Here is a 25,436-nt window from a genome sequence, read left to right as displayed (position 1 = left end):
TGATTTTTATTGATGGAAGTAATTAGCTAAACATGCCCAAGAAACCTTGCAAGATGGCGACGTTCATCAAATCCACAAAGAATGCACCCACCATCGGCACAATCAAAAACGCCTTATGCGATGGGACATAGCGGTCGGTGATGGCCTGCATATTGGCAATCGCTGTCGGCGTCGCCCCCATGCCAAAGCCGCAATGACCTGCCGCCAACACCGCTGCATCATAGTCCTTGCCCATGACACGGAAAGTGACAAAGTAAGCATAAGCAATCATCACCACTGTCTGCACTGCCAAGACCACGAGAATCGATGGGCCTAAGTCCGCCAATTCCCAAAGTTTCAATGACAATAAAGCCATTGCCAAGAACAATGACAATGCCGCATTACCAAAGACATCGATGGCACGGTCAAACATATCAAAGTTAAAGAAAGTGGTCAAAGTATTACGAATCACCACACCGCCAAACAACGCCCATACGAAGGTCGGCAGCTCAAACCAAGTGTCCTTGGCGATGCCTGTCATGATATCGGCAAATGCCAAACACGCTGCAAATAGTGCCAGCGTCTCGATAGTCGATGATGCAGTAATCAAGCGGATATTATCAGGACGCTCAAACATCTCTTTGTGTGCAGTATCATCATCGATATTATGCTTGGTGCTATATAGCGACTGACTGTCCGCCACTTCTTCGACGGCTGAGCGGTTTTCTTTGTCTTCGCTTGGCTTGATACCCAAATTGGTAATCAATCGTTTGGCGACAGGGCCACCAATGATACCACCTGCCACCAGACCATAGGTCGCACAGGCGATACCTAGCGTGGTCGCACCGATGACGCCGTATTTATCTTCAAAGGTCGTGCCCCACGCACCTGCCGTACCATGACCACCAGTCAAAGAAATCGAACCTGCCACCAAGCCCATCAATGGATCTAGCCCCAGTGCCGATGCCACACCGACACCGACAGCGTTTTGGACAATGATAAATCCTGACACCACCACCAAAAACACGAGCAGCGGCTTACCGCCTGCTTTTAGGCGACCGAAGTCCGCCGACAGACCAATGGATGCAAAGAACATCAGCATACACGCCGTTTGTAGCTCTTTTTGAAAAGTAAAACTATAGCCAAACACTGCGTTTAGCGTATAAACAATCGCTGCCGCAATCAGACCGCCCGCCACAGGCTCAGGGATATTAAAATCTGACAAAAACTTGATACGCTTGACCATCGCTTTACCAAGCAATAGCACCATCGTTGCCAAAATCAGCGTATAGTAGCCGTTGAGTGTAATTTCCACACAACTCTCCTTCAAAAACTCATCACACGCCTGCCAGTCTTCACCGACAAGCCATGATCAATAAGAAAATCAGAACAATTATTGCAAGACTCATGACATCATGAGTAAACCTTATCATTATAAGTGATTTTTGGGATAAATTGGGCAGAATTTACGCTAATATCTTATTGATTTGTAAATTATTTTTTTATAGCTTAAAATTGCGTAAAATTTAAACAGACTTATGCAAATTTTCTCTACAATTATTCATAGGATATTCATATAAATGATAACAAGCCAAAACAAAGCCCCAAACCACCATAAGTGATTTGGGGCAAGTTGTTATTCAGCTATTAACCTGTGCTTAACGCAAGAACGCACGCGCATTGCGGAACAGACGCATCCACGCACCGTCATTTTGCCATTCATCAGGCTTCCATGAATGATTCACCGCTCGCAGATTACGCTCTGGATGTGGCATCATCAAGGTAACACGGCCATCATTACTACATACACCCGTGACACCTTCTGGTGAGCCGTTCGGGTTCAGCGGATAATGCTCGGTTGGCTGACCTTGGCTATCGACATAGCGTAGTGCGATTTGACCATGACGCACCAATTCTGCCATTGATTTATCATCCAAATCCGCATAGCCTTCACCATGTGCGATGGCGATTGGCAAGATACTGTCTTGCATACCTTTTAGCAGGACTGATTTGGTACGCTCAACACGGACATTGACCGTGCGTGCTTCAAAGCGGGCAGATTTGTTGGCTCTAAAGCGTGGGAAATGCTCAGCACCGACCATCAAGTCCTTGAGCTGACTCATCATTTGACAGCCATTACACACACCCAATGCAAAGGTCTCAGGGCGATGGAAGAAACGAGCAAATTGCATACGCAGCTCATCGTGGAACAGTACCGAGTTCGCCCAACCTGAGCCTGCACCCAAGACATCGCCATAGCTAAAGCCACCGCACGCCACCAAACCTTCAAAGTCACGCAGGTTGATGCGGCCACTCATCAAGTCGCTCATATGCACATCAATGGCATCAAAGCCTGCACGCACAAAGCCTGCACCCATCTCAAGATGACCGTTCACGCCTTGTTCACGCAAGATGGCAACTTTTGGTAGGCTGGTGCGGCTGTTGATGTATGGTGCTTCGACCGCCAAATCTAGGTCATAATTGGCATCAGCAATCAAACCATGATGGTTGATGTCGCTGATTAGGGCAAATTCTTGGTCGGCACAGGCAGGGTTGTCACGCAGACTTTGGATGGCATGGCTGACTTTTGCCCATTCTTGTTGTAGCTCACTGCGATCAAAGGCAAGCTGTACCGTTGGCGTCGTGATGGTCAATTTATCCACGCCTGCACCACCTGCTGGTGTCGCCTTGGCATCACCAACAAGACTTGTCAATGCTGATACGCCATGCTCTGCTGCTAATGCCACAAAGGCATCGACATCTTCAGGCAATACCTGCACCACCGCACCCAGCTCTTCGGCGAATAGCTGACCCAATAGATTATCATCGCTTAGAGCAAGATTCATCGCCATACGGCTGGCAAACTGCATCTCAGCCACCGCCGCCACAAGGCCACCATCACCGATGTCATGATAAGCCTTAATCACGCCTGCTTTGGCAGCCGCTTGGATAAAGGCAAAGAAATTGGCAAGGTCTGATGCATTGTCCAGATCAGGGCAATCATTACCCAGCTGGCTTAATGTCTGCGCAAAAATCGAACCGCCCAAACGCAGCTTACCGCCTGACAAATCAATGCGATACAGCACCGAATCGCTATTGACAAGCGCAGGGGTCAGCGTACCTGCAACATCTTGGACAGGGGCAAAGGCAGTGATAATCAGACTCATCGGCGAGCTGACTGACTTATCCACGCCATCATCTTGCCAGTTGGCTTTCATAGATAGGCTGTCCTTGCCCACAGGGATGGTGATGCCAAGCGCAGGGCACAGCTCTTCGCCGACTGCGTGCACTGCATCAAATAGTGCAGCGTCTTCTTTTTCGTCGCCACAAGCCGCCATCCAGTTGGCTGATAGGGTCACATCGCTAATCTTGGCAATGCGGGCCGATGCGATATTGGTCACTGCTTCACCGACCGCTAGGCGAGCTGATGCAGTTGGGCTGATCAATGCCACAGGCGCACGCTCACCCATCGCCATCGCTTCACCTGTGATGGCGGTTAGGCTCGTGCTCGTCACCGCACAATCTGCCACAGGCACTTGGTAGCGACCCACATACTGATCTTGGGTCACCATACCGGTGATTGAGCGGTCGCCAATGCTGATTAGGAACGACTTGCTAGCGACTGTTGGGTGGCGTAGGACATCTTTGATACTCGTTGCCAAATCCACTGATGAGACATCGAGCGCTCGCAGTTCATTGTCACGACGGCTAAAGCTACGCTTCATCTTTGGCATACCACCAAGCAGCACTTGCATTGGCATATCGACAGGTTGCTCTGGTAATAGGCTGTCATCGACTTGTAGCTGACGCACTGCGGTCGCTATACCCAAGATAGCATATGGGCAGCGTTCACGAGCACAGATGTCATCAAATAGCTTTTCGCTCTCAGGACGGATAGCCAGCACATAACGCTCTTGGGCTTCGTTTGACCAGATAGCCATCGGCGACATACCTGCTTCTAGTGATGGCACTTTACGCAGGTTTAGGTGTGCACCCAGCTCATGATCATCGACAAGCTCAGGCATCGCATTTGACAGGCCGCCAGCACCGACATCATGGATTGAGATGATTGGGTTGTTATCATTGCCATCTTTTGCCATCGCCCAACAGGTGTCAATGACTTCTTGGCAGCGACGCTCCATCTCAGCATTATCACGCTGTACAGATGCAAAATCCAAACCTTCGTCCAACTCACCACTATCCACTGAGCTTGCCGCACCACCGCCCAGACCGATTTGCATCGCAGGGCCACCCAGTACAATGAGCAAATCCCCTTCTTGGATGGCATTTTTTTGAACCAAATTACGCTTGATATTACCATAGCCACCGGCAATCATGATTGGCTTATGATAGCCACGCATTTGACTGCCGTCTTGCTCAGCGGATGTATCCAGCTGGAAGGTACGGAAATAGCCGTTTAGGTTCGGACGACCAAATTCGTTAGCAAATGCCGCACCGCCCAATGGGCCTTCGATCATGATATCTAGCGCCGATGCCATGCGTGATGGCTTGCCATAGTCGGCTGCCGATACCTTGCCTGATGTTTCCCATTTTTCAGGCATCGTTGGCAGGTGCAGATGCGAGACGCTAAAGCCTGTCAAGCCTGCTTTTGGCTTACCGCCACGACCTGTCGCACCTTCGTCACGAATCTCACCGCCAGCACCTGTCGCCGCACCTGCAAATGGGGCAATCGCCGTTGGGTGGTTGTGCGTTTCGACTTTCATCAAGATATCGACTTGTTCATTATGAAAACCGTACTGTGCTTCGCCTGCATCATTTTTGGTTGGATAAAAACGCTCAGCCACAAAGCCTTCCATCACCGCTGCGTTGTCCTTGTAGGCCGATAGGATGCCTTCAGAGTGCTTTTCGTGGGTGTTGCGAATCATCTTGAACAGTGATTTTGGCTGTACTTCGCCATCAATCGTCCATTCGGCATTAAAAATCTTGTGACGGCAATGCTCCGAGTTGGCTTGGGCGAACATCATCAGCTCGACATCAGTCGGATTGCGACCAAGCTTGGTGAAATTTTCGACCAAATAATCAATATCTTCGCTCGATAACGCAAAGCCAAACTCAGTATTAGCAGACACCAGTGCATCACGGCCTTTACCCATGATATCCACCGTGCTTAGGTGTGCAGGCTCGCCATCGACGAACAAGGCTGATACATCACCAAGCTCATAAACCAAGCTTTGGGTCATGCGATCGTGCAAGATAGCTTCGGCAGCAGGTGGCAGACGGCTTGGCAGATTTTCGCCTGTCAAGGTATAAACCACCACACGCTCAACACGGTGAATATCCACGCCACAGTTATTAAAAATATCGGTCGCCTTCGATGCCCATGGGCTAATCGTGCCAAAACGCGGTGCAACCACAACTTGCACCTGTCCATCACCAGCACCCATAAGCTCTGGCGCTTGTCCTTGGTTCAATAGATCCAAGGCTTTTTTGCGGTCGCTATCAGACAATGGTGCATCAAATACATAAACCTGCTGACTGCTCAATGCACTCACAGTGAGATTTGCTTTGTCTTTGAGCTGTTCGGCTAATTTTTGTGCTTGAAAATCGGTCAAAAAACCCAAACCGGCGATGGTGCTCATCATGGTGTTTACCCTTGCAAATGACGCCATTAAACTGGCAAGATGATCAAAAAATAAATACTGTCTATTATAACAGAAAATTAAGGCAAAATTTTTGACAAGTGATAAAAAAGGACGAAAATTTCAGCATTTTCGCCCTTTTGAAGTTGTCTTAGCAAGTCATATCAAAACTGACACTGCAAACCTAGCCACCAAAAGCAAAAGTCGGCGGTCTATCATCAGATGCCCAATATTGTTCTTGTTCGTCAAGCTTACCATGATGTGGCGTGATACGATACAGATTTTGGATGGCACATAAACGCACGAGCTCATCATGATTATCAATTCGCCAAGTCATCTTATCAATGGTTATTGTCGCAGGCATGGATTGGTCTTTAAGCTGTTGATAAATCGCTGCATCTTGACCAAAAATATGCGGACGCATCTCTTCGACACGATAGCCTGTTTGATAAAACATCTTGCGCGCATCAAAATCGGTAAAATAGCGAATATGGGTAAAATCCAGCAAACCCCAATTTTGATAACGCCATTGCCCACGCATGGCATCGAGTAACACCAAAAGATTGGATGCATTTGGCAAGCTAATCAGCACCTGTGCATCATCGCTGATTTTGTCACGCAAACCAACCAACAACTCCCATGGATTATAAAGATGCTCTAAGACATCAAATAAGCATACCGTATCAAACTTCTCCGTCAAACCTGCTTTGGCAAAATCCACCTGCATCACATCTTCTTCGATGACATGGTCATAGTGCGTGCGAGCCACTTTGGCAGCTTCGGGATTAAACTCACAGCCCCACACTACCACGCCTTCGTAACGACGCTTGAGCTCACGACCCACTGAACCGACATTACAGCCAATGTCCAAAACGCGCGTCGGCGCACGCTCAAGCAATGCCAAGCACTCAGGGCGCGGATTATCATCATAAGTCAAGCCATTGCTCGCGCGCTGCCAAACATACTGTGTCATACCATTCTCTTTATTTCAATGAACAAAAAGCGCATGATATCAAACCATTAACAAACCATCTATAAGCAAATTGTTAATATACCAAAAAGCGTCTGTCTCCGATGGCTTTGACACGGTTTGCCTCGCTCTCATAGTGGCTGATGTCGTTCTCAAGCTTGCGGATTTTCTCTGGCAGCTCAAGCATATAAGCGCGCGCTTCTTTTTCGCTCTTAAATTCCAGATTGTCGCCTTCTTGCAGTTTCTTAAGCTGATCTTGTAGTTTTTTTAAGTCGCGTTTGCTACTATCGACCATGTTGCGCAGCTTATAGATGTTATGACCATATCGGTTGGCGATGTTCAGATCTTCTTGGATCTCGACTGGACAGACATCGTTCAGATAGTTGCCGCTAAGCCCACGGCGATAGGCATTCGGCATGGTGCAATAGGTCTTTAGACCCTTTTGTCGTCCTTGCTCCCATGTTTTTTGGTCAGGTACGACGCCGACACGGGCGCAGGCTTTGGCATGGTCTGCGATACGACCCCAGTCATAGCCTTGATAGCCATCGCGTTCGCCGATCTGTAGCCAGTCTGCGACTTGGCATTCTGCCTTGGACAAGGACGCACACCCTGCCACTGTCGCCATCATCGCAAGAGCTGTCGCATAAACCACCACTTTCATCATTTCCATTCCTTAGCAAAATTTCTGAGTGTCATTAACTGTACTACGCATCTTTGTAGCAAATTTTTGGGAAAAATCCCATCGATTTTTAAGCCAAAGTTACTGATCGATCGCCTGCAAATCCACCGCTTGCAGGGCATCGAGCGCATCGATGAGCGCGCGGTATTCTGGGCGCATGGCGATGAACTGACTTGCACTGACCGCATCGACATCAGCGCGGCATTTACTTTCAAAGGCTTCTGCCGCCGCACGCAGTCGTGGTACGCCCGAATAGCGCGACGCACCGACCATGCGATGGCTGATTTGTGCCAATTTATCACGCTCGCGATCCGCCCATGCGCGCTCTAGGGCTTGTTTTTCGCTATCGGCGCTGTCGATGAGCATACCCAATAGCTTCATCGCAAGCTCAGGCTTATTCGCCGAACGCGCCAACGCATCTGCCCAATCGACATCCGCCAGCGCATGACTTGGCGGTGTATCTTGGGCGACGATCGGTTCTTGGGGCATTGCACCAAAAATATCTGCAGCATCGTCCAGATCGTCGATTTCACTGGTATGACGCGACAGCCATTTTTGCAAAGTCTGCACCAGTTGCACCTGCCCGATGGGCTTGCCGACATAGTCATTGAGTCCCGCTGAGACCAAGCGGTCTTTCTCATCGGACAGTCCATGCGCGGTCAAAGCCACGATCGGCACAGGTTCAGACAGATGCGCCTGCTCGATCTTGCGAATCTGAATCGACGCTTCAAGCCCTGACATCCGCGGCATCTGCACATCCATAAACACCAAATCAATCGGCGGGCTGGCACCTGTGATGCTGTTGGTCATCATTTCGATGGCATCAAAACCGCTGCTTGCTGTCACCACTTCGATGCCAAGCTCACCAAGTAGCGCATCGAGCACCAGCAGATTTGGCAAATGATCATCGACAGCGAGCACACGACAGCCATCAAAGCGCGCTTGGCGAGTGCTTTGGCTGATGGCGGTATCGATTTGATTGCTAAATAATGCATACAACTGACGCGCATCCATCGGCTCATACAACCCGTGAGTTTTATATTTTTCTAATAAATCTGCATCCATGCCGACTTGATAACCATAGCTAGCAAGCTTACCTGTATAACGCAAGCGAATCTGACGCAGAATCGCACCGACATCATCTTTGGCGGCATCTTGACCGAAATAATCAACCAACACCCAATCAAACTGCACTTCTTGTTTATCAAGTTGTTCTAATAAGTCAGCCAGACCAATGGCAATAGTGATATTCACCGGTGTCTCTGCCAAGCTTGCGCGCAAGACTTGCAGTGCTGGCGCATGGTTGATCCATACAAGCACATTCATCGCAGGCAAAGTCGGCACGCAAGATAACAAGGTCGTATCACCTTGATCACCTGTGCCACCGATGTCTGTCGGCATCTCGAACCAAAAGGTCGCGCCTGCATTGGCGATGTTTTCGCTTTGATTATCAAAAAACCCAATCGAGCCACCCATCAGTAGCGTCAGCTGCTTGGAGATCACCAAGCCAAGTCCCGTGCCACCATAACGACGCGTGACCGACAGATCACCTTGGCTAAAGCTTTGGAACAGCTGCGCTTTATCACTTTCGCTGATGCCCTTACCCGTATCTTCGACCGAAATGTGCAACAAGCCTGTTTTCTCAGACAGCCCAACACGCACGATCACACCGCCCATATCGGTGAATTTGATGGCATTGCCCACCAGATTGGTTAAGATTTGCTTCACACGCAGGCTATCACCGACCACCGTCGTCGGCACATCACGATAAAACAGCACCGCCAAGCGCAGCCGCTTTTCTAATGCGGCAGGTGACAGCATATCAACGACATCATAGACCACCGAATACAGATCAAAATCATGGCGATCCAATTCAAGCTTGCCTGCTTCGATCTTCGAAAAATCCAATACATCATTTACCAAGGCCAATAAATGCGCGCTGGATTTTTTGATCGTTTGCACATACAGATCCTGCTCACTTGATAGACCTGATTTGCGCGCAAGTAAGTTGATAAAACCATCGATACTGTTCAGCGGTGTACGCAGCTCATGGCTGATATTAGCAAGAAACGCGGTCTTGGCTTGGCTTGCTGATACGGCGGCGTCGCGCGCATTACGAATAGAGATGTTCTGCATTTCCATCTCATCAAAGGCCTGCTGCAAGTCGCGTTCGGTCTCTTCGGCGTGGGTTTTTAGCTCAGTAAAACTGGTGTCAAGTCGCTTGATCGCGCGTGAAAAATCATCAAGCAGCAGCGCAAATTCGCCATTGGTCTTAAGCTTGGGTTTTTTGGATAATTGATCGGCGGTGAGTCGTTGCAGATACAGGCGCATCTCATAAATCGGCGCGATCCATCGCTTAGAATAGATATTCAAAATCAACAGCAGCAGCAAAATCGTTAAAAGCCCTGTCGTCGCAAGCGCCAGTGCCACACGATAATACGCGATGATCAAAGGCTGCTTGTCCATATCCACGAACAGCCAGTAGCGCTTATTATTAAAAATAATCGGCGTGCCATACGCTGTGCCGACGACGGTCGGATGGCGCATGATTTTCTTGGCGTGCGTATCGAACACACCCCACGAGCTGTCCGACTGCATCCCTGTGGTGATCAGCACGCGCCCGACTTCATCCATCACTGCGACCCTAAGTACATGCTGACTGCGCGATTGCTGTAGTTGATTGAGCCAATGCTCGGTCGCAACCGTGGGGCTTGGTATCGGTGCGATGGTGCTGAGCGTGCTGCTTTGGTTCATCTCTTCGATCTGTAGATTCAGCAGGGCTTGTGCTTTTTCCAGATCCATCAATAGCGGACGCACGATCGGCTCATAGCGCACCAACGCCGCCTGCGCCAAGGCATCTTGCTCGGACAAAATCGCGCGCCGAGTCTCACTCATCACCAGATACGAGCCCACCAACGCCAACACCACAATCGGCAAAAACACCAATAAAATCAGCTGTCCATAGGCGCTTTTGACGCCATAACTTTTCTCAATCGACATAATCGCGCTACATTGATTATTTGTAAGCACTATATCAAAAATTTGTAAAAAAAGCATCATTTTACTGATCGTGGCATCACAGCTTTTATTCTGCCAAGATGTGACATAGATTTGATATAATGCCTGTAGCGGCTTATGCTTAGCAAGACCACTTTTTATAATAAGGAATGTGCCATGACACTTGCCAACCACCTAAACAACCCCTCTCTTATCCGTGAATCTTGCCACATCGATGGCACATGGATCACCGCCCAAAGTGGCAAAACCGTTGACATCATTAATCCATTTGATGGCTCGTATCTTGGCTGTGTGCCTGATTTATCTGCCGATGAAGTGCGTACTGCGGTTACCGCTGCCGATACCGCCCAACACGCATGGGCAAAGCTCACCCCCAAGGCTCGTGGCGAGATTTTGCACAAATGGGCAGATTTGATTGATGCCAATATGGATGATTTAGCAGTCATCATGACGCTTGAGCAAGGCAAGCCGCTTAGCGAAGCTCGTGGTGAAGTGGCGTATGCCAACAGCTTTATCCGCTGGTTTGCCGAAGAAGGCAAGCGCGTCTATGGTGATGTCATCGCAGCCACCAACCCTACCTTACGCTACACCATCCTAAAGCAGCCCGTCGGTGTCTGTGCTGCCATCACCCCGTGGAATTTCCCAGCGGCGATGATTACTCGTAAAGCCGCTCCTGCACTCGCAGCTGGCTGTACTATGATTGTCAAGCCAGATAGCCAAACGCCATTTTCTGCCATCGCCATGATGGTACTTGCCGAACAAGCAGGCCTGCCAAAAGGCGTACTGCAAATCGTCACAGGTGATGCCCCAACCATCGGCAGTGTGCTAACCAAAGACGAACGCATTCATAAGCTATCCTTTACAGGCTCGACCGCTGTCGGTCGCCTACTGATGGAGCAATGTGCCAGTACCGTCAAAAAACTCTCGCTAGAGCTTGGCGGTAATGCCCCATTCATCGTCTTTGAAGATGCTGACCTTGAAAAAGCTGCTACTGGTTTGATTGGCTCAAAATACCGCAATGCAGGACAAACTTGCGTCTGTGCCAACCGTGTCTATGTCCAAGACAGCATCAAAGATAAATTCTTAGAAATTTTTAAAGCAAAAGTTGATGCCCTAAAAGTCGGTAACGGCATGACATCAGGCGTGGAAGTTGGGCCACTCATTAATGATAAAGCCCTACAAAAAGTGGAACATCTTTTAACTGATGCCTTAGGTAAAGGCGCAACACTCATCACCGGTGGCAACAAAAATGATGCCAGTAAATTAACCTTCAACCCAACCATCATCAGCAATATCACCCCTGAGATGGACATCTACCGTGAAGAGATTTTTGGCCCAATTGCGCCTGTATTCACCTTCTCAAGCGAAGAAGAAGTCATCACTATGGCGAACGATACCATCTATGGCTTGGCGGCATACTTTTATACCAATGATTTGGGTCGCTCATGGCGAGTATCTGAAGGTCTAGAATACGGCATGGTCGCCCAAAACACAGGGCTACTCTCCACCGAAGTTGCCCCCTTTGGCGGTGTCAAGCAATCAGGCTTTGGGCGTGAAGGCTCAAAATACGGCATCGAAGAATACATCACCACCAAATATTGGTGTGCGGATATTAGTTAGTATTCACCACACAAACAAAACCCCAAATCATCGATTCGGGGTTTTGTTTTAAGACCGCTATGTGTCTTGGGTTTGCATTTGTGATTGCCTTATGGGCGAATCACTGGTGCAGTTTCACCTGGATTTAGGATACCTGAGCCATCAACATCGACAGTCACACGGCGGTTAGGCTGTAGACATTCGATCAGTTGTGGGCGTGGTAGTTTCATATCACAGGCTTTGATTTGTTCAGTTTCGCCTGCACCGTATGAACGGATTAGGTTCGCTGGGATGCCTTGGCTGACTAGGTAGTTCACCACAGTCTTAGCACGGTTTAGTGATAGGCGTTGGTTGTACGCATCAGTACCTAGTAGGTCAGTGTGACCAGTAACGACCAGACCGTTTAGTTGGTCGAAAGTCTTCAGACGAGCTGCTAGCTCATCTAGGTCACGGCGACCACCTGGTAGCATATCGTTTAGAGTGTGCTTGTCGAAAGCAAACAGAGCGTCAGCATTTAGCGTGTAGCGTTGTAGGCTTGGTGCTTTTGGTGCTGGTGCAACTGGTGCAGGCACTTCTTTTACAATGACTTCTGGCGCTGGTTGTGCTGGTGGGCAAGCACCATCCACAGGATCTACTGGATTCCAGTAGAAGGTACGGGTGAACTTGTCTTTGTCAAATAGGACTTTGAATTGGCAAGTGGTCACATCATCAGTACCAACACCTGGGGTGTGGAAGTGGAATAGATAGTTCCACTCACGTGGACGCCACACTTCATCATAGTGTGGACGGCCAAGTAGTTGGTATAGTTGGTCTTTGGTCATGCCAGCTTTGACTTCTTTTAGGCTAGCAAGATTTGGGAAAGTACCACGGTTTTTGTCAAAGGTGACAGAATCCCAACGAGGCCATACTGGGTTATCAGTTGTACCTTCAGCAGTGACTTTGGTTGGAGTAGTACCACAAGCAGTCATGGCAGCAGCTAGTGCTGAGACTGCTAGGGCTTTGTAGATGGTTTTCATAAAAAAATTCCTTACAATGGAGGATTGGGCATCAAGTCATCTAAAAGACTAAGATGACCTGATACGATTATACAATTATTTGGCAGAAATATTCAAGAAAATATCTGTAAGATTTCTGCAATTATACAAAGTGATTACAAGTAATTACAAATAATTACCAGAAGTAACCCAAGCCTAAGTTACCCGCATTTTCATTTTGGGTGTTGGTTGAGTACGCACCACGGAATAGCCATTTGCCATTGTCAGAGATCGAAGTGAAACCAACAGCAACTGCTGATTCGCCTTCATACTGACCGATGGCAGCGACGACACCTGATTGACCTTCGCGGTATGCTTGTGGCAGACCTGCTGCAGCCATCGCTGATGCGGCACCTGCTTTACGACCATCGTCTAGATCATCGATGCGGTTGTACACATCGCCGAAACGCTTGTCATTGTTTGCTTGGATGTTGTACAACTGGCTACCATTGATCGCATCTGTCGAAGATGGGCTGATCGCACCATTTGCGACATTGGTGATTTGGCTACCGCCAACGCTTAGAGCTGGTACAGCGGTGTCATCAATCTTCTGACCTGCACTGTTATAGTTGCCACCTGCGACTGTAGTTAGCGCTGTATTACCTGCATCGCCACCGACATTGACTGTTGTCGCATTTGCAGTTGTAAACGACACATTCTCAGTCGTTGAGATGTTGAAGGTCTTACCCTTTTGCTCGATGCGGATGTTATTGCCTGCATTTAGCGTCACAGTATCACCTGCTTTGACAGCGGTAGATGCACTGCCATCTACTTCACCATTAGTGTCTGCGACCTTACCTGCGGTGGCATTCCAAGAGACATTGTTAATCGTCTTAACGATATCACCTACCGTAGCGATGTCTGTTGCATTCGCACCATCAAGACCTGCTTTGCCGTCTTTCGTGGTAGTCGTCTTACCTGTCACGACTTCTAGCGCACCTGTGGTTGCATTTGGCTTGATAGTCGTGCTATCAGTTTTCACAGACAGATCATAGATGGTTTGACCTTTAGTACCTGATTTCTGGGTCACTGTCACAGTCTTATCAGTTGAAGTTACTTCAGTCTTGGCTGCTGCCACAGAAGCATTTAGCTGATTTAGATTGACAGCGTCAGTACCTTTCTTACCTGCACCGACATTGGTGATGACATTGCCGCCCATATTCACGGTAGAATTTGGCTGAACAGTCAGATTGCCAAGCGTCGTGTTGCCAGTGACATTCATGTTCTTGAACGACACATTGTCAGTCGTTGAGATGTTGAAGGTCTGACCTTTTTGCTCGATGCGGATGTTATTGCCTGCATTTAGCGTCACAGTATCACCTGCTTTGACAGCAGCGGCGGCATTACCTTCTACTTCACCAGTAGAGCCTGCGACCTTACCTGCGGTGGCATTCCAAGAGACATTGTTAATCGTCTCAACGATATCACCTACAGTTGCAATCTTGCCTTCATCACCTTTTTTCACAGTGGCTTGGCCATTTTCTACTGTGGTATCGCCTGTGACGACTTCAACTTTTACATCACCTGTAGTAGAGTTGTAGCTGATATTGGCTGTAGTGCTGTTGGCAAAGTTGATATTGCCTGTTGTTGCACTGCCATTGACTTTTGGTCCAATAGCAGAGATTTGGCTTACCACATTTTCAACCGGTTTTGCATCAGCTTTTGGTGTACCATCTGCATTTAGATCAGCTGGGTTGTAGAATTTATCACCAACTTTTTTCACAGTAATACCATCAGCATCTGCATAAGTGATTTGCGTGGTCTTGCCATCAACATTCACATTATACTGGATGGTGCTGACATTGCCGTCTGAGCTGACGACAGCTGTCGTACCTTCGCCATTTTTGAAGTTCACTGTGTCGTATGGCTTGACGAAATCAACTGGATCACCATTACCTTGTAGATTCCAGCCTGCATTTAGTACATCACCCAGAGTCGCTGCATTACTGCCTGAAGTGTTGGCAATATTCTGTGCTTCTTGTGCAGTAATTGGTGCTGCTTTGTTTGGTGCAGTTACTACTTCGCCTGCATCATTAGTGATGTTGAAGCTTGTGGTTGGTGGCAAGACAGTGGTCAAGTTAGTGATCACATTCTTACCTTCAGGCGTAGTCATGATGGTGATTGGGCTAGTCTTGATAACATCGCCTGCTTCATTCGTATAAGAACCGCCGATGGTTGTGCTATTCACAGTGGTGCTATTCAGCACAAGATCATCTTTGGTTGCATAGGTATAAGAAATCACGCCTGTAGTCGTATTGATCTCTTGAGTAACTTGCATATTGTTACCAGCTTCGAAGTTCACCTGATCGCCTGGATTGACTAGGGTTTCTTCAGCTGTAACCGTTGCTGTGGTTGAGTTGGTTCTCCAACCTGATTGGTTGATGATATTGACTACATTGCCCGCAGTAACAAAACCAGTTTCGTTCTCATCAACAGCCAGTTTACCGCTTGGCTCAGTTGTGCCGTTTGCGGTAGTCATGTTTGCGATTTCGACAGCACCTGCTGCTGATAGCTTAACAACGACATCATACGCACCAGTTGTTGCGTTGGTCTTACCATTCACGACCACACCGCCATCACCGATGAAGTTTACTTGATCTTGGCTCTTGACTGCTGCATCATAGCTGTTGTTTGGCGTCGCTACGATCCAGCCGTAGTTCGCTAGATCTTTGGCGGTGACGACAGAGTCTGGATTCGCTGATGTTAGATTTAGAATCTGTGTTTCTGTCTTATTGCCTGCATCGCCGACCTTAATATCATCAGTTGGTAGTTTTGAAGTGACAGTAACATTGGTGAATGACACATTCTCTGCTGTCGCATAGGTGATCTTACCGTTCGCTTCTTGCTTCACGGTCATGTTCTTACCAGCGATCATCTCAACGACATCACCTGGATTGATGACTTCAGGATCAGTACTAGCCTTATCTTTTTCACCGCCTGTTACTGCAGATGATTTTAGCGTGAAGCCAGACTTGTTAATCGCATCAACTACAGTTGAGACATTGGCTAGTTTGTCACCGCCGGCTGTACCATTTGATACTGTACCGTTAGTGTTGTAAGTGATGTTACCGACCAAGGTTGAAGTATCGACATCTACTTTGATGGTGCTGACATTACCGTCAGAAGTGATGTTTACAGTAGTGCCTGTACCGTTTTCGAAGTTCACTGTGTCATATGGCTTAACGAAATCAACCGCTTCACCTTTACCTTGCAGGTTCCAACCAGCATTTAGGATATCGCCGACAGTAGCTGCATTATTGTACATCGCAGCAGCTGTGGTCGCATTTGGACCTTTTTGTGACTTGGTGTATTCCGTTGATGCAACATCACTAGGTACTCCAGTTGTTACATTGATTGTCATGTCGCCCACATTATAAGTCGGCGTCAAGTTGCCTTTAACATTTGCCAAAGTTTTTGGTGAATCTGCAACATTATCACCATCATTCATCGAAGCAATCACATCACCTGCATCGACTGGGGTCGCTGGCGTCACTGTGCCGTCTGCAACTTGCTCTGGCGTTGTACCTTTTGGGTAGTATTTACCATCGATCAATACAGTATCTTCTGGGTAGAAATTACCATCCGGTGCTTTGACCAGTTTATTACCATCAACATCGGTATAGATCACTGGGAATTGATCCAATGTACCTTTTGTCACTAGATACAATTGTGAGCCGTTGATTGCATCAGTAGAAGTAGCAGAAATATTACCTGCAGCGACATTTACTAATTGACGCTCTTCACCTGCTTTACCGAAAGATACAACTGATTTCGGTGCATTACCAGCAAAGCCGCCATAAGTCACGCCATTTACTGTTGCTGTATTTTCAGAAGTGGCTGCACGAGTGATTGAGCCACTACCTAGAGCCACTGCATCTGCGTGTGAAGCGACAGCCAAACGGCCAAGTGCTGTTGCATTGGTTTCAGTAGCTTTAGCACTACGTGCTACTGCAAGAGAGTTAATACCAGATGCCACTGCACGATAACCATTTGCAGTTGCACCTTCAGCTGTTGCTTCAGCACCTGTACCAGAAGCAGTAGCCAAATAAGCTGCTTGTGCTTGAGCACCTAAAGCCGCACCAAAATCACCCGTTGCTTTAGCCTGGAAACCTACTGCTGTCGCGCGGTTGCCAGACGCTATCGTGTTAACACCCAAAGCTGATGCACCCTGGTTTGATGCAGTTGAGTTATAACCAAATGCTGATGCATAAATCGATGATGCTTTCGAATCTACACCAACCGCAGTTGTTTGATTGAGAGTAGCTCGTGATGCAAAACCTATCGCTGTTGAGCGGTCACCCAATGCACGAGCATCCACACCCACCGCAGTAGCATATTGTGCCAAACCTGCATCCGCCGCTTGACCAATCGCAACACCCGCATCGATTGCTTTAGCATTGGCACCAATTACCGTTGCTGTACCGACTGCAATCTTTTCGCCTGTACGAGTGGTAAGATTGCTAACATGTGCCCCTTTTGCATGGGCTTCGCTACCAATAGCGATTGAGGCTGGAGCAGAGCCTGTTGGTGCTTCTACCATTGCTTTTTCACCGATAGCAACTGCACCGCCTGCGCCTTTCTGAACATCTTCTGGGTTTGGTGTGTTTGGATCATCAGATAGACCTGTCGCAGAAGCATTTACACCAATAACAACCGCTGAGCCTGTTGAGTTCGCATTTTTACCAATTGCGATACCATAATCCGCCAATGCACGTGCTTCCACACCAGCAGTGACAGAATACTGACCTCTTGCGCCTGCTTTATCGGTGATATTACCCAAGTTGGTTGCAAAATCACCTGCGCCCTGACTCGCACTTGCATTATTTACATGGAAATAAGTTGAATTAAAGACTTGACCGCCTAATTTATCAGCTACCGCATATAACTGTGAACCATTGATCGCATCGGTAGAAGTTGCAGAAATTTCGCCTGCTGCCATGTTTACAATACGGCGTTCGCTACCTGATGCACCAACTGAAACAGCACCTACTGATGTTGCGCCTGCAAAATCACCATAAACAAGACCCGATACATTTGCTTCTGTTACAGTACCTTTTGAACCTGCTGTACTCGTTGCACCAGCATCGCCATTAGTATTTAGGTTTTTCACTGTACCTGCAGTTGTTGCATCAATTGTCGCAGTGCTTGATGTGATTGTGCTGTCGTTACCAAGGTAAACCGAGTTTTCGACAGTATCCATAAACGAAGTGCCGTCATCTTTCACACCTACGCCACTACCTAATACATAGGTGTTTGACGAGCTGATGTAGTTGTTGTTACCCACAACTTTTGAGTTGGTTACTGCAGCTGTATCAGCGATAGATGCACTCTGAGTTATACCATTACTTGCAAACGTTGCCGTTGCACCAATAAGGTTCTTGCTACCAAATGCAGAAACATCGCTTGATGTAGAACCAACTACGTTAGAATAACCAACAGTACTAGATCCATCACCTCTCACAGCCGTTCCCGTACCAACAGCTACTGAGTAAGTACCGTTGGCATGAACGCTACGACCAATAGCAACACCACGCACGCCATTAACTTTAGCTGCACCACCAAGCGCAAGACCTGAAGTTGCCCCATCAGCTACCCCTGCGCTCCAACCGACCGCGACAGAACCCTCAGTCGCATTGGCTTCAGCCGACGCCCCGATAGCAACTGCATAATCTTTCAATGCTTTAGATCCCGCGCTACCTGCATAAGAACCATATCCTGTTGCTAAGCTTCTGTCACCTAAAGCGATAGCTAATGAGTTATTTGCAGTTGATTCATAACCCATAGCAAGTGCTGAACCACCTGTTGCATTTGCCCCTTTACCAATCGCAACTGCATATCTTGCTGAAGTTTTCGCACCTTCGCCGATTGCAATATCATTGCTACCTGTTGCTGTAGCACCGATACCAATAGCCATTGACCAGTCACCTGTTGCTAGAGAGCTTTGACCAACTGCAGTAGTTGCATTACCTGATGCATTAGCATTTGCACCAATTGCTAATGATAATGTAGCATCTGTATTAGCTGGGTTAGTTGCATAAGCATTTTTACCAAATGCTGTATTTCCATCTGCATCAGTTGCAATATAAATATCATTTCCTGAAATAGAAATAGGGGTATTTGCTGCCGCTGCTGCCATAGCCTGACTACTCATCATTGCAGAACCAGCTGTAACTGCAACCGCAACTGCTGTCTTGGCAGTCTTCACTGACTTGGTTTTACCCTTGGCACGGGCGATTTCTGAAACTGCTGTCCAACTTTGCGTGGCATGGTTCCAAATGACTTTAAAAGCTTTGTTCATAAATTCACTTCTATCAATAAAGGTGATATTACTGCTCGGTGATGATAGTGACATATCAGCTTAATATGCTTACTACCGTGTAACCCCCAAGCGTCCCAAACTAACGATAGCATGGCTTAAAATATCGCTAGTGTAATGTCTTCATTATAGCATTACAATTTATTATTACCACACCCCCCCCCTGCGGAAATTACAAAATTGGTACGACATAACATTTCTGTTAAAAATTTGATAATAATGTTATATTTCAATTAGTTATAAAATATATGTACAATTTTTGGACAACTTTTAGCCTTGAAAATTTTACACATAATTACATAATTTACATAAAATCAACTTAATCTAAGCCTGTTTCACTGATGAGATTTGATTAAAATTCACTCATTCAAACTTAATAAATTATGCTGTATCTGTGTAACTGACATGCTATCTAGCACATATGATCTCTTACAAATGGTTGATTTTTAGCAAGTTTTGATGAATATAAGCAAGATTAGGCGGTGAGATGATGGGTGGGGATTTTTTGGTGAAATAATACGTAATCTGCGTAATATATTTTATCAAATACAATCATTGGGAATATCAATCAAAATCTACAAAAAATAATGTATCAAAATATGAGAATATGACATCCGTATGACAATACGACCGTTTTTATGCTGATACGCTTTTGGGTGATGACTATTAAGACAATCTGCCTTTTTCTACCATGAATATGCTATAATCTGCCATTATATCGACAGGAAAAACCCATGACAGACTTTATCCATCATACCACCACGCTATCTGACTGCGTGGGCAATACACCACTGGTCAAGCTATCCACACTTGGCAAGAATACAGGTGCGACACTGCTCGCCAAACTAGAAGGCAACAACCCAGCAGGCTCAGTCAAAGATCGTCCTGCCTTTAATATGATCTATCAAGCCGAGCAGCGTGGCGATATCAAACCAGGCGATACACTCATCGAAGCCACCAGTGGCAATACAGGCATTGCTCTAGCAATGGTCGCTGCCATGCGTGGCTATCAGATGACTCTACTGATGCCTGCCAACTCCACCCAAGAGCGTAAAGATGCAATGACCGCCTATGGCGCGACACTGATCGAAGTCGCTGACGGTATGGAAGCAGCACGAGATCTGGCACTACAGATGCAAGCTGAAGGCAAGGGTATCGTGCTCGATCAGTTTAACAACGCTGACAACAAGCAAGCCCACTACCTAACCACAGGCCCTGAGCTGTGGGAGCAGACTGATGGCAAGATTACACACTTTGTCAGCAGCATGGGCACCACAGGCACCATCATGGGCGTGAGCCAATATCTCAAAGAACAAAACCCCACCATCCAAGTCATCGGACTACAGCCAGATGACGCTTCAAGCATCGCAGGGATTCGCCGTTGGCCTGCTGAGTACCTGCCAGGGATTTTTGATGCGTCATTGGTCGATACCATCATGGATGTCAGCCAAGCTGATGCCGAACGCTATATGCGTAAGCTGGCTCGCGAAGAAGGCATCTTCTGCGGTGTATCATCAGGCGGTGCGGCATGGGCAGCACATCAGATCGCCAAAGATAATCCTGATGCCGTGATTGCCTTTATCGTGTGCGACCGTGGTGATCGCTATCTATCCACAGGACTGTTTGGTGTCGTCGATGCGCCATCAGAGTCAGAGTAAGCCGATATGAATAGCCAATCACCGATACTGGTCTTTGACATTGAGACCATCCCTGATGTTGAGACGGGTCGCCGTCTGTATCCGACACTCAAGGACTTGGATGATGCCGATGCACTGTCTGCCTTGACCGCACTGCGTCAGGCTGAAGCAGGCACGGATTTTATGCGTCTGCCCTTGCATAAGGTGGCGTGCCTGTCGTTTTTGTGGTTTGATGGGGTGAGTTTTCGTCTCAAATCGCTATCACTTGAGACGATGAGCGAAGATCAGATTTTGGCGACTTTTTTGCGTGCCTTTGACAAAAAACCCACCTTAGTCAGCTGGAACGGTGCAGGCTTTGACATTCCTGTCATCATGTACCGAGCCATGCATCACAAGCTGTCCGCCCCTGCCCTGTTCAATCCTGCCGTCAAGCCTGATTATCTGTATCGCTATGGTGAGATGCACATTGATTTGATGGATAAGATGTCTTTGTATAACGGCTATCAACGCCAAAAGCTCGACACCATCGCAAGCTTATGCGGGTTCGCTGGCAAAGGTGATATCGATGGCTCACAAGTCGTACCAATGGTGCAAGCAGGCGACTGGCAAAAGCTTACCACCTATTGCGAATCAGATGTACTGAACACTTGGCTGATTTACCTTAGATGGCTGATATTGACTGGCAAAATGGACACGCCTGCCGCTGATGGGCTGATCGATGCCACTTATGGCTTTGTGGAGAGTCTGAGTGATAGTGACGGCAGGAATCGCCACCAGAATTTCTTGGATGCGTGGGTGCGGTGAGTAACGGTTTGTTGCAATCACCATGCACAGCCTGCCCGTATGTCCTACGCTTACGAACAACAAGCCCGTCGATGATGGGCTTATTTTTTTATCCAAAATTAACACACAAAATCCCCAACTTACAAAGTCAGGGATTATAAAAAATCAACGCAATGCGTGAATTTTTATCGGCAAATTAGCCAATACCAGTTGAGATTTTTGCTAAGCCAAGTGAGCGATGATGTATATGAAATACTTCGAGCAAACTTGGCGACACAAAAACCAATTGGGGAAGGTTATTAGATTTTACCAACTAGGTCTAGGCTTGGCTTCAAGGTTTCTTGACCTGCTTCCCAAGCTGCTGGGCAGACTTCGCCGTCGTTTTCACGGACATATTGTGCTGCTTTTACTTTACGAACCATGTCTTTTGCGCTACGGCCGATGCCTAGGTCGTGGATTTCTGCTACTTTGATTAGACCGTCTGGATCCACTAGGAAAGTACCGCGTAGTGCTGCGTGCTGACCTTCGATCATGATGTTGAAGCCACGAGTGATTTCGCCAGTACCGTCACCTAGCATTGGGTATTGTACTTTTGAGATCGCTGGAGAAGCGTCATGCCATGCTTTGTGTACGAAGTGAGTGTCAGTAGATACTGCATATACTTCTACGCCTAGGCCTTTTAGCTCGTCGTAGTGAGCAGCCATGTCTTCTAGCTCAGTTGGGCATACGAAAGTGAAATCGTGTGGGTAGAATAGGAAGATTGCCCACTTGCCTTTTACATCAGCAGTAGAGATGGTTTTGAATTCGCCATTTACATAGGCTTGAGTTGAGAACTCAGGAATGTGTTGATTGATGATAGCTGCCATGATGACATCCTTTTATGTTGATTAAATTTACAAACAACTAAGAAAAACCAAACAATGCAAGCACCGCCTCTTTTTCCTTAGCTCACCCCCTATAATACAACAAAAAAACATAATTTCAACAGTTAAAACTTTCAATTCTATTGTTTTATTTTATCAAACTTGGGTAAAATAGCGGGATAAAATTATCAATCATAAGGATCGCCATGATTACGCTACGCCAACTGGAATTTGCCCTAGCTGTCGCCAAGCATCGCCACTTTAAACGCGCTGCTGAAGAGTGCAACATCTCCCAATCCGCCCTAAGCCTTGGTATCGCCGAGCTAGAAAAGCAGCTGGATACACAGATTTTTGAGCGCAATAACAAGCAAGTGCTGATCACGCCGATCGGCGAAGAGCTGCTTGAGCGCGCCCAACGCGTGTTCAGCGAAATCAGCGATCTGACCACGCGTGCGCACAGCCATCAGATTCCGCTTGCCTATCCGATGACCATCGGCATCATCCCGACCATCGCGCCTTATCTGCTGCCAAAGGTACTGCCTGCCCTACGCGAACAGTACCCAAGCTTTGAGCTGTCCGTGGTCGAAAAACAAACCGAACGCCTGATCGATCAAGTGCGCTATGGACACATCGACACGGCAATCATCGCGCTGCCTTATCCGCTAGAAGGCTTGCACGCGTTTGAGTTTTGGGCGGAAGATTTTTTTGCGATCTTGCCCGAAGGTGATGCACACATCGAGCTTGGTAAGATTCACAGCGATGATTTGTCCAAGACCAATTTATTACTGCTTGGCGAAGGGCACTGCCTGACCGATCAAGTGCTGTCGGTGTGTTCGCTGAATAAAAATGAGATTAAATCTGGCTTTTCAGATGCCAGCCTAAACACACTGATTCAAATGAGCCTTGCTGGCATGGGCACGACGCTTGTGCCGAAGATGGCACTGGATCAAATCAGCGCAACCAACAAAGTGCGCGCCGTCGCCCTAGCCGAACAAGGCCCGCACCGCAGACTTGCCTTTATCACCCGCCTAAACTATGCGCGCGTCAATGATGTTAAGCTGTTGAGCGAGATTTTTGGGCGAGCATTGGCACAGACTGAGCAGTGATTTTTGGCAAATAAGCTGCCTAAACCGCTTAAAAAAATCACCCATTGCTGATACTTTGGGTGATTTTTATTTTAAATTATTAATAAATTAAATTATCAATAATTACAGATGCTTATCCAGCAATGCCGCAAATTCTGACTTTGGACGGCCGCCAACGACTGCTTCCACACGCTCACCACCTTTGAAGACAAATAGCGTCGGGATGCTGCGGATACCAAAGCGCGCTGCTGATTCTGGGTTGGCATCGACATCGACTTTGACGATTTTGACTTTGCCCGCATAATCATCGGCAAGCTCTTCTAGGATTGGCGCGATTTGGCGGCATGGACCACACCAAGTTGCCCAAAAATCTACCAAAACCACTTCATCAGAGCCTAGTACTTCAGCATCAAAGCTGGCATCAGTTGCATTTACGATTGACATAATGTTCTACCTTTTAACTGTATGAATGAACGGAATGTTCATTAGATAAGGATATGCGGCGAAATTTCAAGGGCTGATTCACCACAAGTCATGCTATAATAACAGGCTTTATCGCCAATGGCATAGCCTTGGTGATTGATTTTATCAAAGACACCGATTGATTGAACAGATTATGACCTTAACCGACGACGCCATTGCTCAGATGAATGCGCTTGAAGACACCCAAGCCATTGAATTTTTTCAAGATTTTGCCAAATCGATCACCATCTATGAAGATGATGACATCTGGGTGCTGGATAAGCCTGCGGGTCTATTGAGCGTCGATGGTCGCCTGCTCAAGGTCAGCTTACAGTCTCGCCTGCTGCGCGTCAATCCTGAAGTCAAGCTCATTCATCGGCTGGATATGGATACTTCAGGTTTGATTATTTTTGCTAAGCACAGTGATGCACAAACGCACATCAGCAAACAGTTCATCGATCGCCTGCCCCAAAAAGAATATCAAGCCGTGGTGATGGGCACAATCCAGCACGATGACAAAAAAGGCATCATCGATGTGCCTGTGCGCTACGAGCCAAGCACCAAGCCGCGTCATATCGTCGATCACGACTGGTCAAAGCGCGCGCTGACGCATTATGAAGTCCTGCACCATGAGCTGCGCCGCGATACATCGGGCAAGGCGCACCCTGTCACGCGCGTGGCGCTAAAGCCAATCACCGGCAGAAGTCATCAGCTGCGCGTGCATATGGTGCATATCGGTCATGTGATGATCGGTGATCCGATTTATGCTGAAGACACTGCGCTTGAGCTGTCACCGCGGCTGAATCTGCACGCGCATAAGCTGCGACTCAAGCACCCTAGACATGGCGTATGGATGGAATGGGAAAGCAATGTGCCGTTTTGATTTAAACTAAAAATCTCAAAACCTGCATAATAAAGGTGCGTATAACGCACCCAAATTTTTATTTTATAAATATTTTTATTATTAATATTAAATAATCATCAAATCAATCCAGAAATCAGCGCGCATTGATACAAGCGTTTGGCGCGCGCACCTGTACCGCAAAATACCATCACAGGCTTAGGCAGCTCGCTGACCAGCTTGGCAAATTCATGCACCACTTTTTTGTCCACGCACGCGCTGCCATCAATCGGCAGATGCGCATAGCGAATGCCTGCTTGCTTGGCACTGCGCTCGATGGTTTGGCTGCTTGGCTGATGATCGATCTCATCATCAAAACGCAGATTGATCAGGCTTTGAAAGCCAAGATTGGCAAGGGTTTGGCACTGCGCAGGATGGATTTGCTTGTATAAGGTGATGGCTTGATGGTTCATAATACACTCACTGAATTTCGCAATTATATATTCCAAAAATGACTTTATAGTCTTGATGATTTGCAATTTTTGAATATATTAGCGAAATCCATCACGC

15 protein-coding genes are annotated in these 25,436 nt (G+C 47.4%); 5 read left to right on the top strand and 10 right to left on the bottom strand.

The window, feature by feature from the left end; translation table 11 throughout:
- Positions 1–22: 22 nt before the first annotated feature.
- The 5 genes from gltS to NKU06_RS05675 form a co-directional block, all read right to left on the bottom strand.
- Positions 23–1,294: a sodium/glutamate symporter gene (gene gltS, locus NKU06_RS05695; protein ID WP_254729370.1), complete on the bottom strand. Its 1,272-nt coding sequence runs from the start codon at positions 1,292–1,294 to the stop codon at positions 23–25.
- 343 nt (positions 1,295–1,637) lie between these two features.
- Positions 1,638–5,582, bottom strand: a complete 3,945-nt coding sequence (gene purL, locus NKU06_RS05690; RefSeq protein WP_254729368.1) for a phosphoribosylformylglycinamidine synthase — start codon at positions 5,580–5,582, stop codon at positions 1,638–1,640.
- Between the two features lie 181 nt (positions 5,583–5,763).
- The gene (locus NKU06_RS05685; protein ID WP_254729365.1) at positions 5,764–6,552 is read right to left on the bottom strand and encodes a bifunctional 2-polyprenyl-6-hydroxyphenol methylase/3-demethylubiquinol 3-O-methyltransferase UbiG; all 789 of its coding nucleotides are present in this window, start codon (positions 6,550–6,552) and stop codon (positions 5,764–5,766) included.
- Positions 6,553–6,625: 73 nt separating this feature from the next.
- Positions 6,626–7,210: a DUF2799 domain-containing protein gene (locus NKU06_RS05680; protein WP_254729363.1), complete on the bottom strand. Its 585-nt coding sequence runs from the start codon at positions 7,208–7,210 to the stop codon at positions 6,626–6,628.
- Positions 7,211–7,309: 99 nt separating this feature from the next.
- The gene (locus NKU06_RS05675; protein WP_254729361.1) at positions 7,310–10,228 is read right to left on the bottom strand and encodes an ATP-binding protein; all 2,919 of its coding nucleotides are present in this window, start codon (positions 10,226–10,228) and stop codon (positions 7,310–7,312) included.
- 174 nt (positions 10,229–10,402) lie between these two features.
- Between NKU06_RS05675 and NKU06_RS05670 the strand changes: the two genes are divergently transcribed.
- Positions 10,403–11,866: an NAD-dependent succinate-semialdehyde dehydrogenase gene (locus NKU06_RS05670; protein WP_254729359.1), complete on the top strand. Its 1,464-nt coding sequence runs from the start codon at positions 10,403–10,405 to the stop codon at positions 11,864–11,866.
- A gap of 89 nt (positions 11,867–11,955) precedes the next feature.
- Here NKU06_RS05670 and NKU06_RS05665 read toward each other — a convergent pair whose 3' ends face one another.
- The gene (locus NKU06_RS05665; protein WP_254729357.1) at positions 11,956–12,861 is read right to left on the bottom strand and encodes an OmpA family protein; all 906 of its coding nucleotides are present in this window, start codon (positions 12,859–12,861) and stop codon (positions 11,956–11,958) included.
- 154 nt (positions 12,862–13,015) lie between these two features.
- Complete coding sequence (locus NKU06_RS05660) at positions 13,016–19,231, bottom strand: ESPR-type extended signal peptide-containing protein (RefSeq protein ID WP_254729355.1); 6,216 nt, start codon at positions 19,229–19,231, stop codon at positions 13,016–13,018.
- A 698-nt stretch (positions 19,232–19,929) separates the two neighbouring features.
- Here NKU06_RS05660 and cysM point away from each other — a divergent pair.
- Complete coding sequence (gene cysM, locus NKU06_RS05655) at positions 19,930–20,853, top strand: cysteine synthase CysM (protein WP_254729353.1); 924 nt, start codon at positions 19,930–19,932, stop codon at positions 20,851–20,853.
- Between the two features lie 6 nt (positions 20,854–20,859).
- Positions 20,860–21,636 (top strand): 3'-5' exonuclease, encoded by a 777-nt coding sequence (locus NKU06_RS05650; RefSeq protein WP_254729351.1) that lies wholly within the window; start codon positions 20,860–20,862, stop codon positions 21,634–21,636.
- A gap of 278 nt (positions 21,637–21,914) precedes the next feature.
- On the opposite strand, the gene ahpC is transcribed toward NKU06_RS05650, so the two are convergent.
- Positions 21,915–22,481, bottom strand: coding sequence for an alkyl hydroperoxide reductase subunit C (gene ahpC / locus NKU06_RS05645; RefSeq protein ID WP_253224361.1), 567 nt, complete (start codon positions 22,479–22,481; stop codon positions 21,915–21,917).
- A 203-nt stretch (positions 22,482–22,684) separates the two neighbouring features.
- Here ahpC and NKU06_RS05640 point away from each other — a divergent pair, with 203 nt between their 5' ends.
- Positions 22,685–23,584, top strand: a complete 900-nt coding sequence (locus NKU06_RS05640; RefSeq protein ID WP_253224362.1) for a hydrogen peroxide-inducible genes activator — start codon at positions 22,685–22,687, stop codon at positions 23,582–23,584.
- Between the two features lie 102 nt (positions 23,585–23,686).
- Here the strand turns inward: NKU06_RS05640 and trxA are convergent, their stop codons facing one another.
- Positions 23,687–24,007, bottom strand: a complete 321-nt coding sequence (gene trxA / locus NKU06_RS05635; protein WP_078317257.1) for a thioredoxin — start codon at positions 24,005–24,007, stop codon at positions 23,687–23,689.
- Between the two features lie 172 nt (positions 24,008–24,179).
- Here trxA and NKU06_RS05630 point away from each other — a divergent pair, with 172 nt between their 5' ends.
- Positions 24,180–24,908, top strand: coding sequence for an RluA family pseudouridine synthase (locus tag NKU06_RS05630; protein WP_254729349.1), 729 nt, complete (start codon positions 24,180–24,182; stop codon positions 24,906–24,908).
- 98 nt (positions 24,909–25,006) lie between these two features.
- Here the strand turns inward: NKU06_RS05630 and NKU06_RS05625 are convergent, their stop codons facing one another.
- Positions 25,007–25,339 (bottom strand): beta-lactamase hydrolase domain-containing protein, encoded by a 333-nt coding sequence (locus NKU06_RS05625; protein WP_253224364.1) that lies wholly within the window; start codon positions 25,337–25,339, stop codon positions 25,007–25,009.
- Positions 25,340–25,436: the final 97 nt, after the last annotated feature.

Source organism: Moraxella sp. FZLJ2109, from assembly GCF_024296965.1.
Taxonomy (GTDB): Bacteria; Pseudomonadota; Gammaproteobacteria; order Pseudomonadales; family Moraxellaceae; genus Moraxella.
The sequence above is the reverse complement of the archived record's forward strand: the minus strand, read 5'-3'. Positions and strand labels throughout refer to the sequence as shown.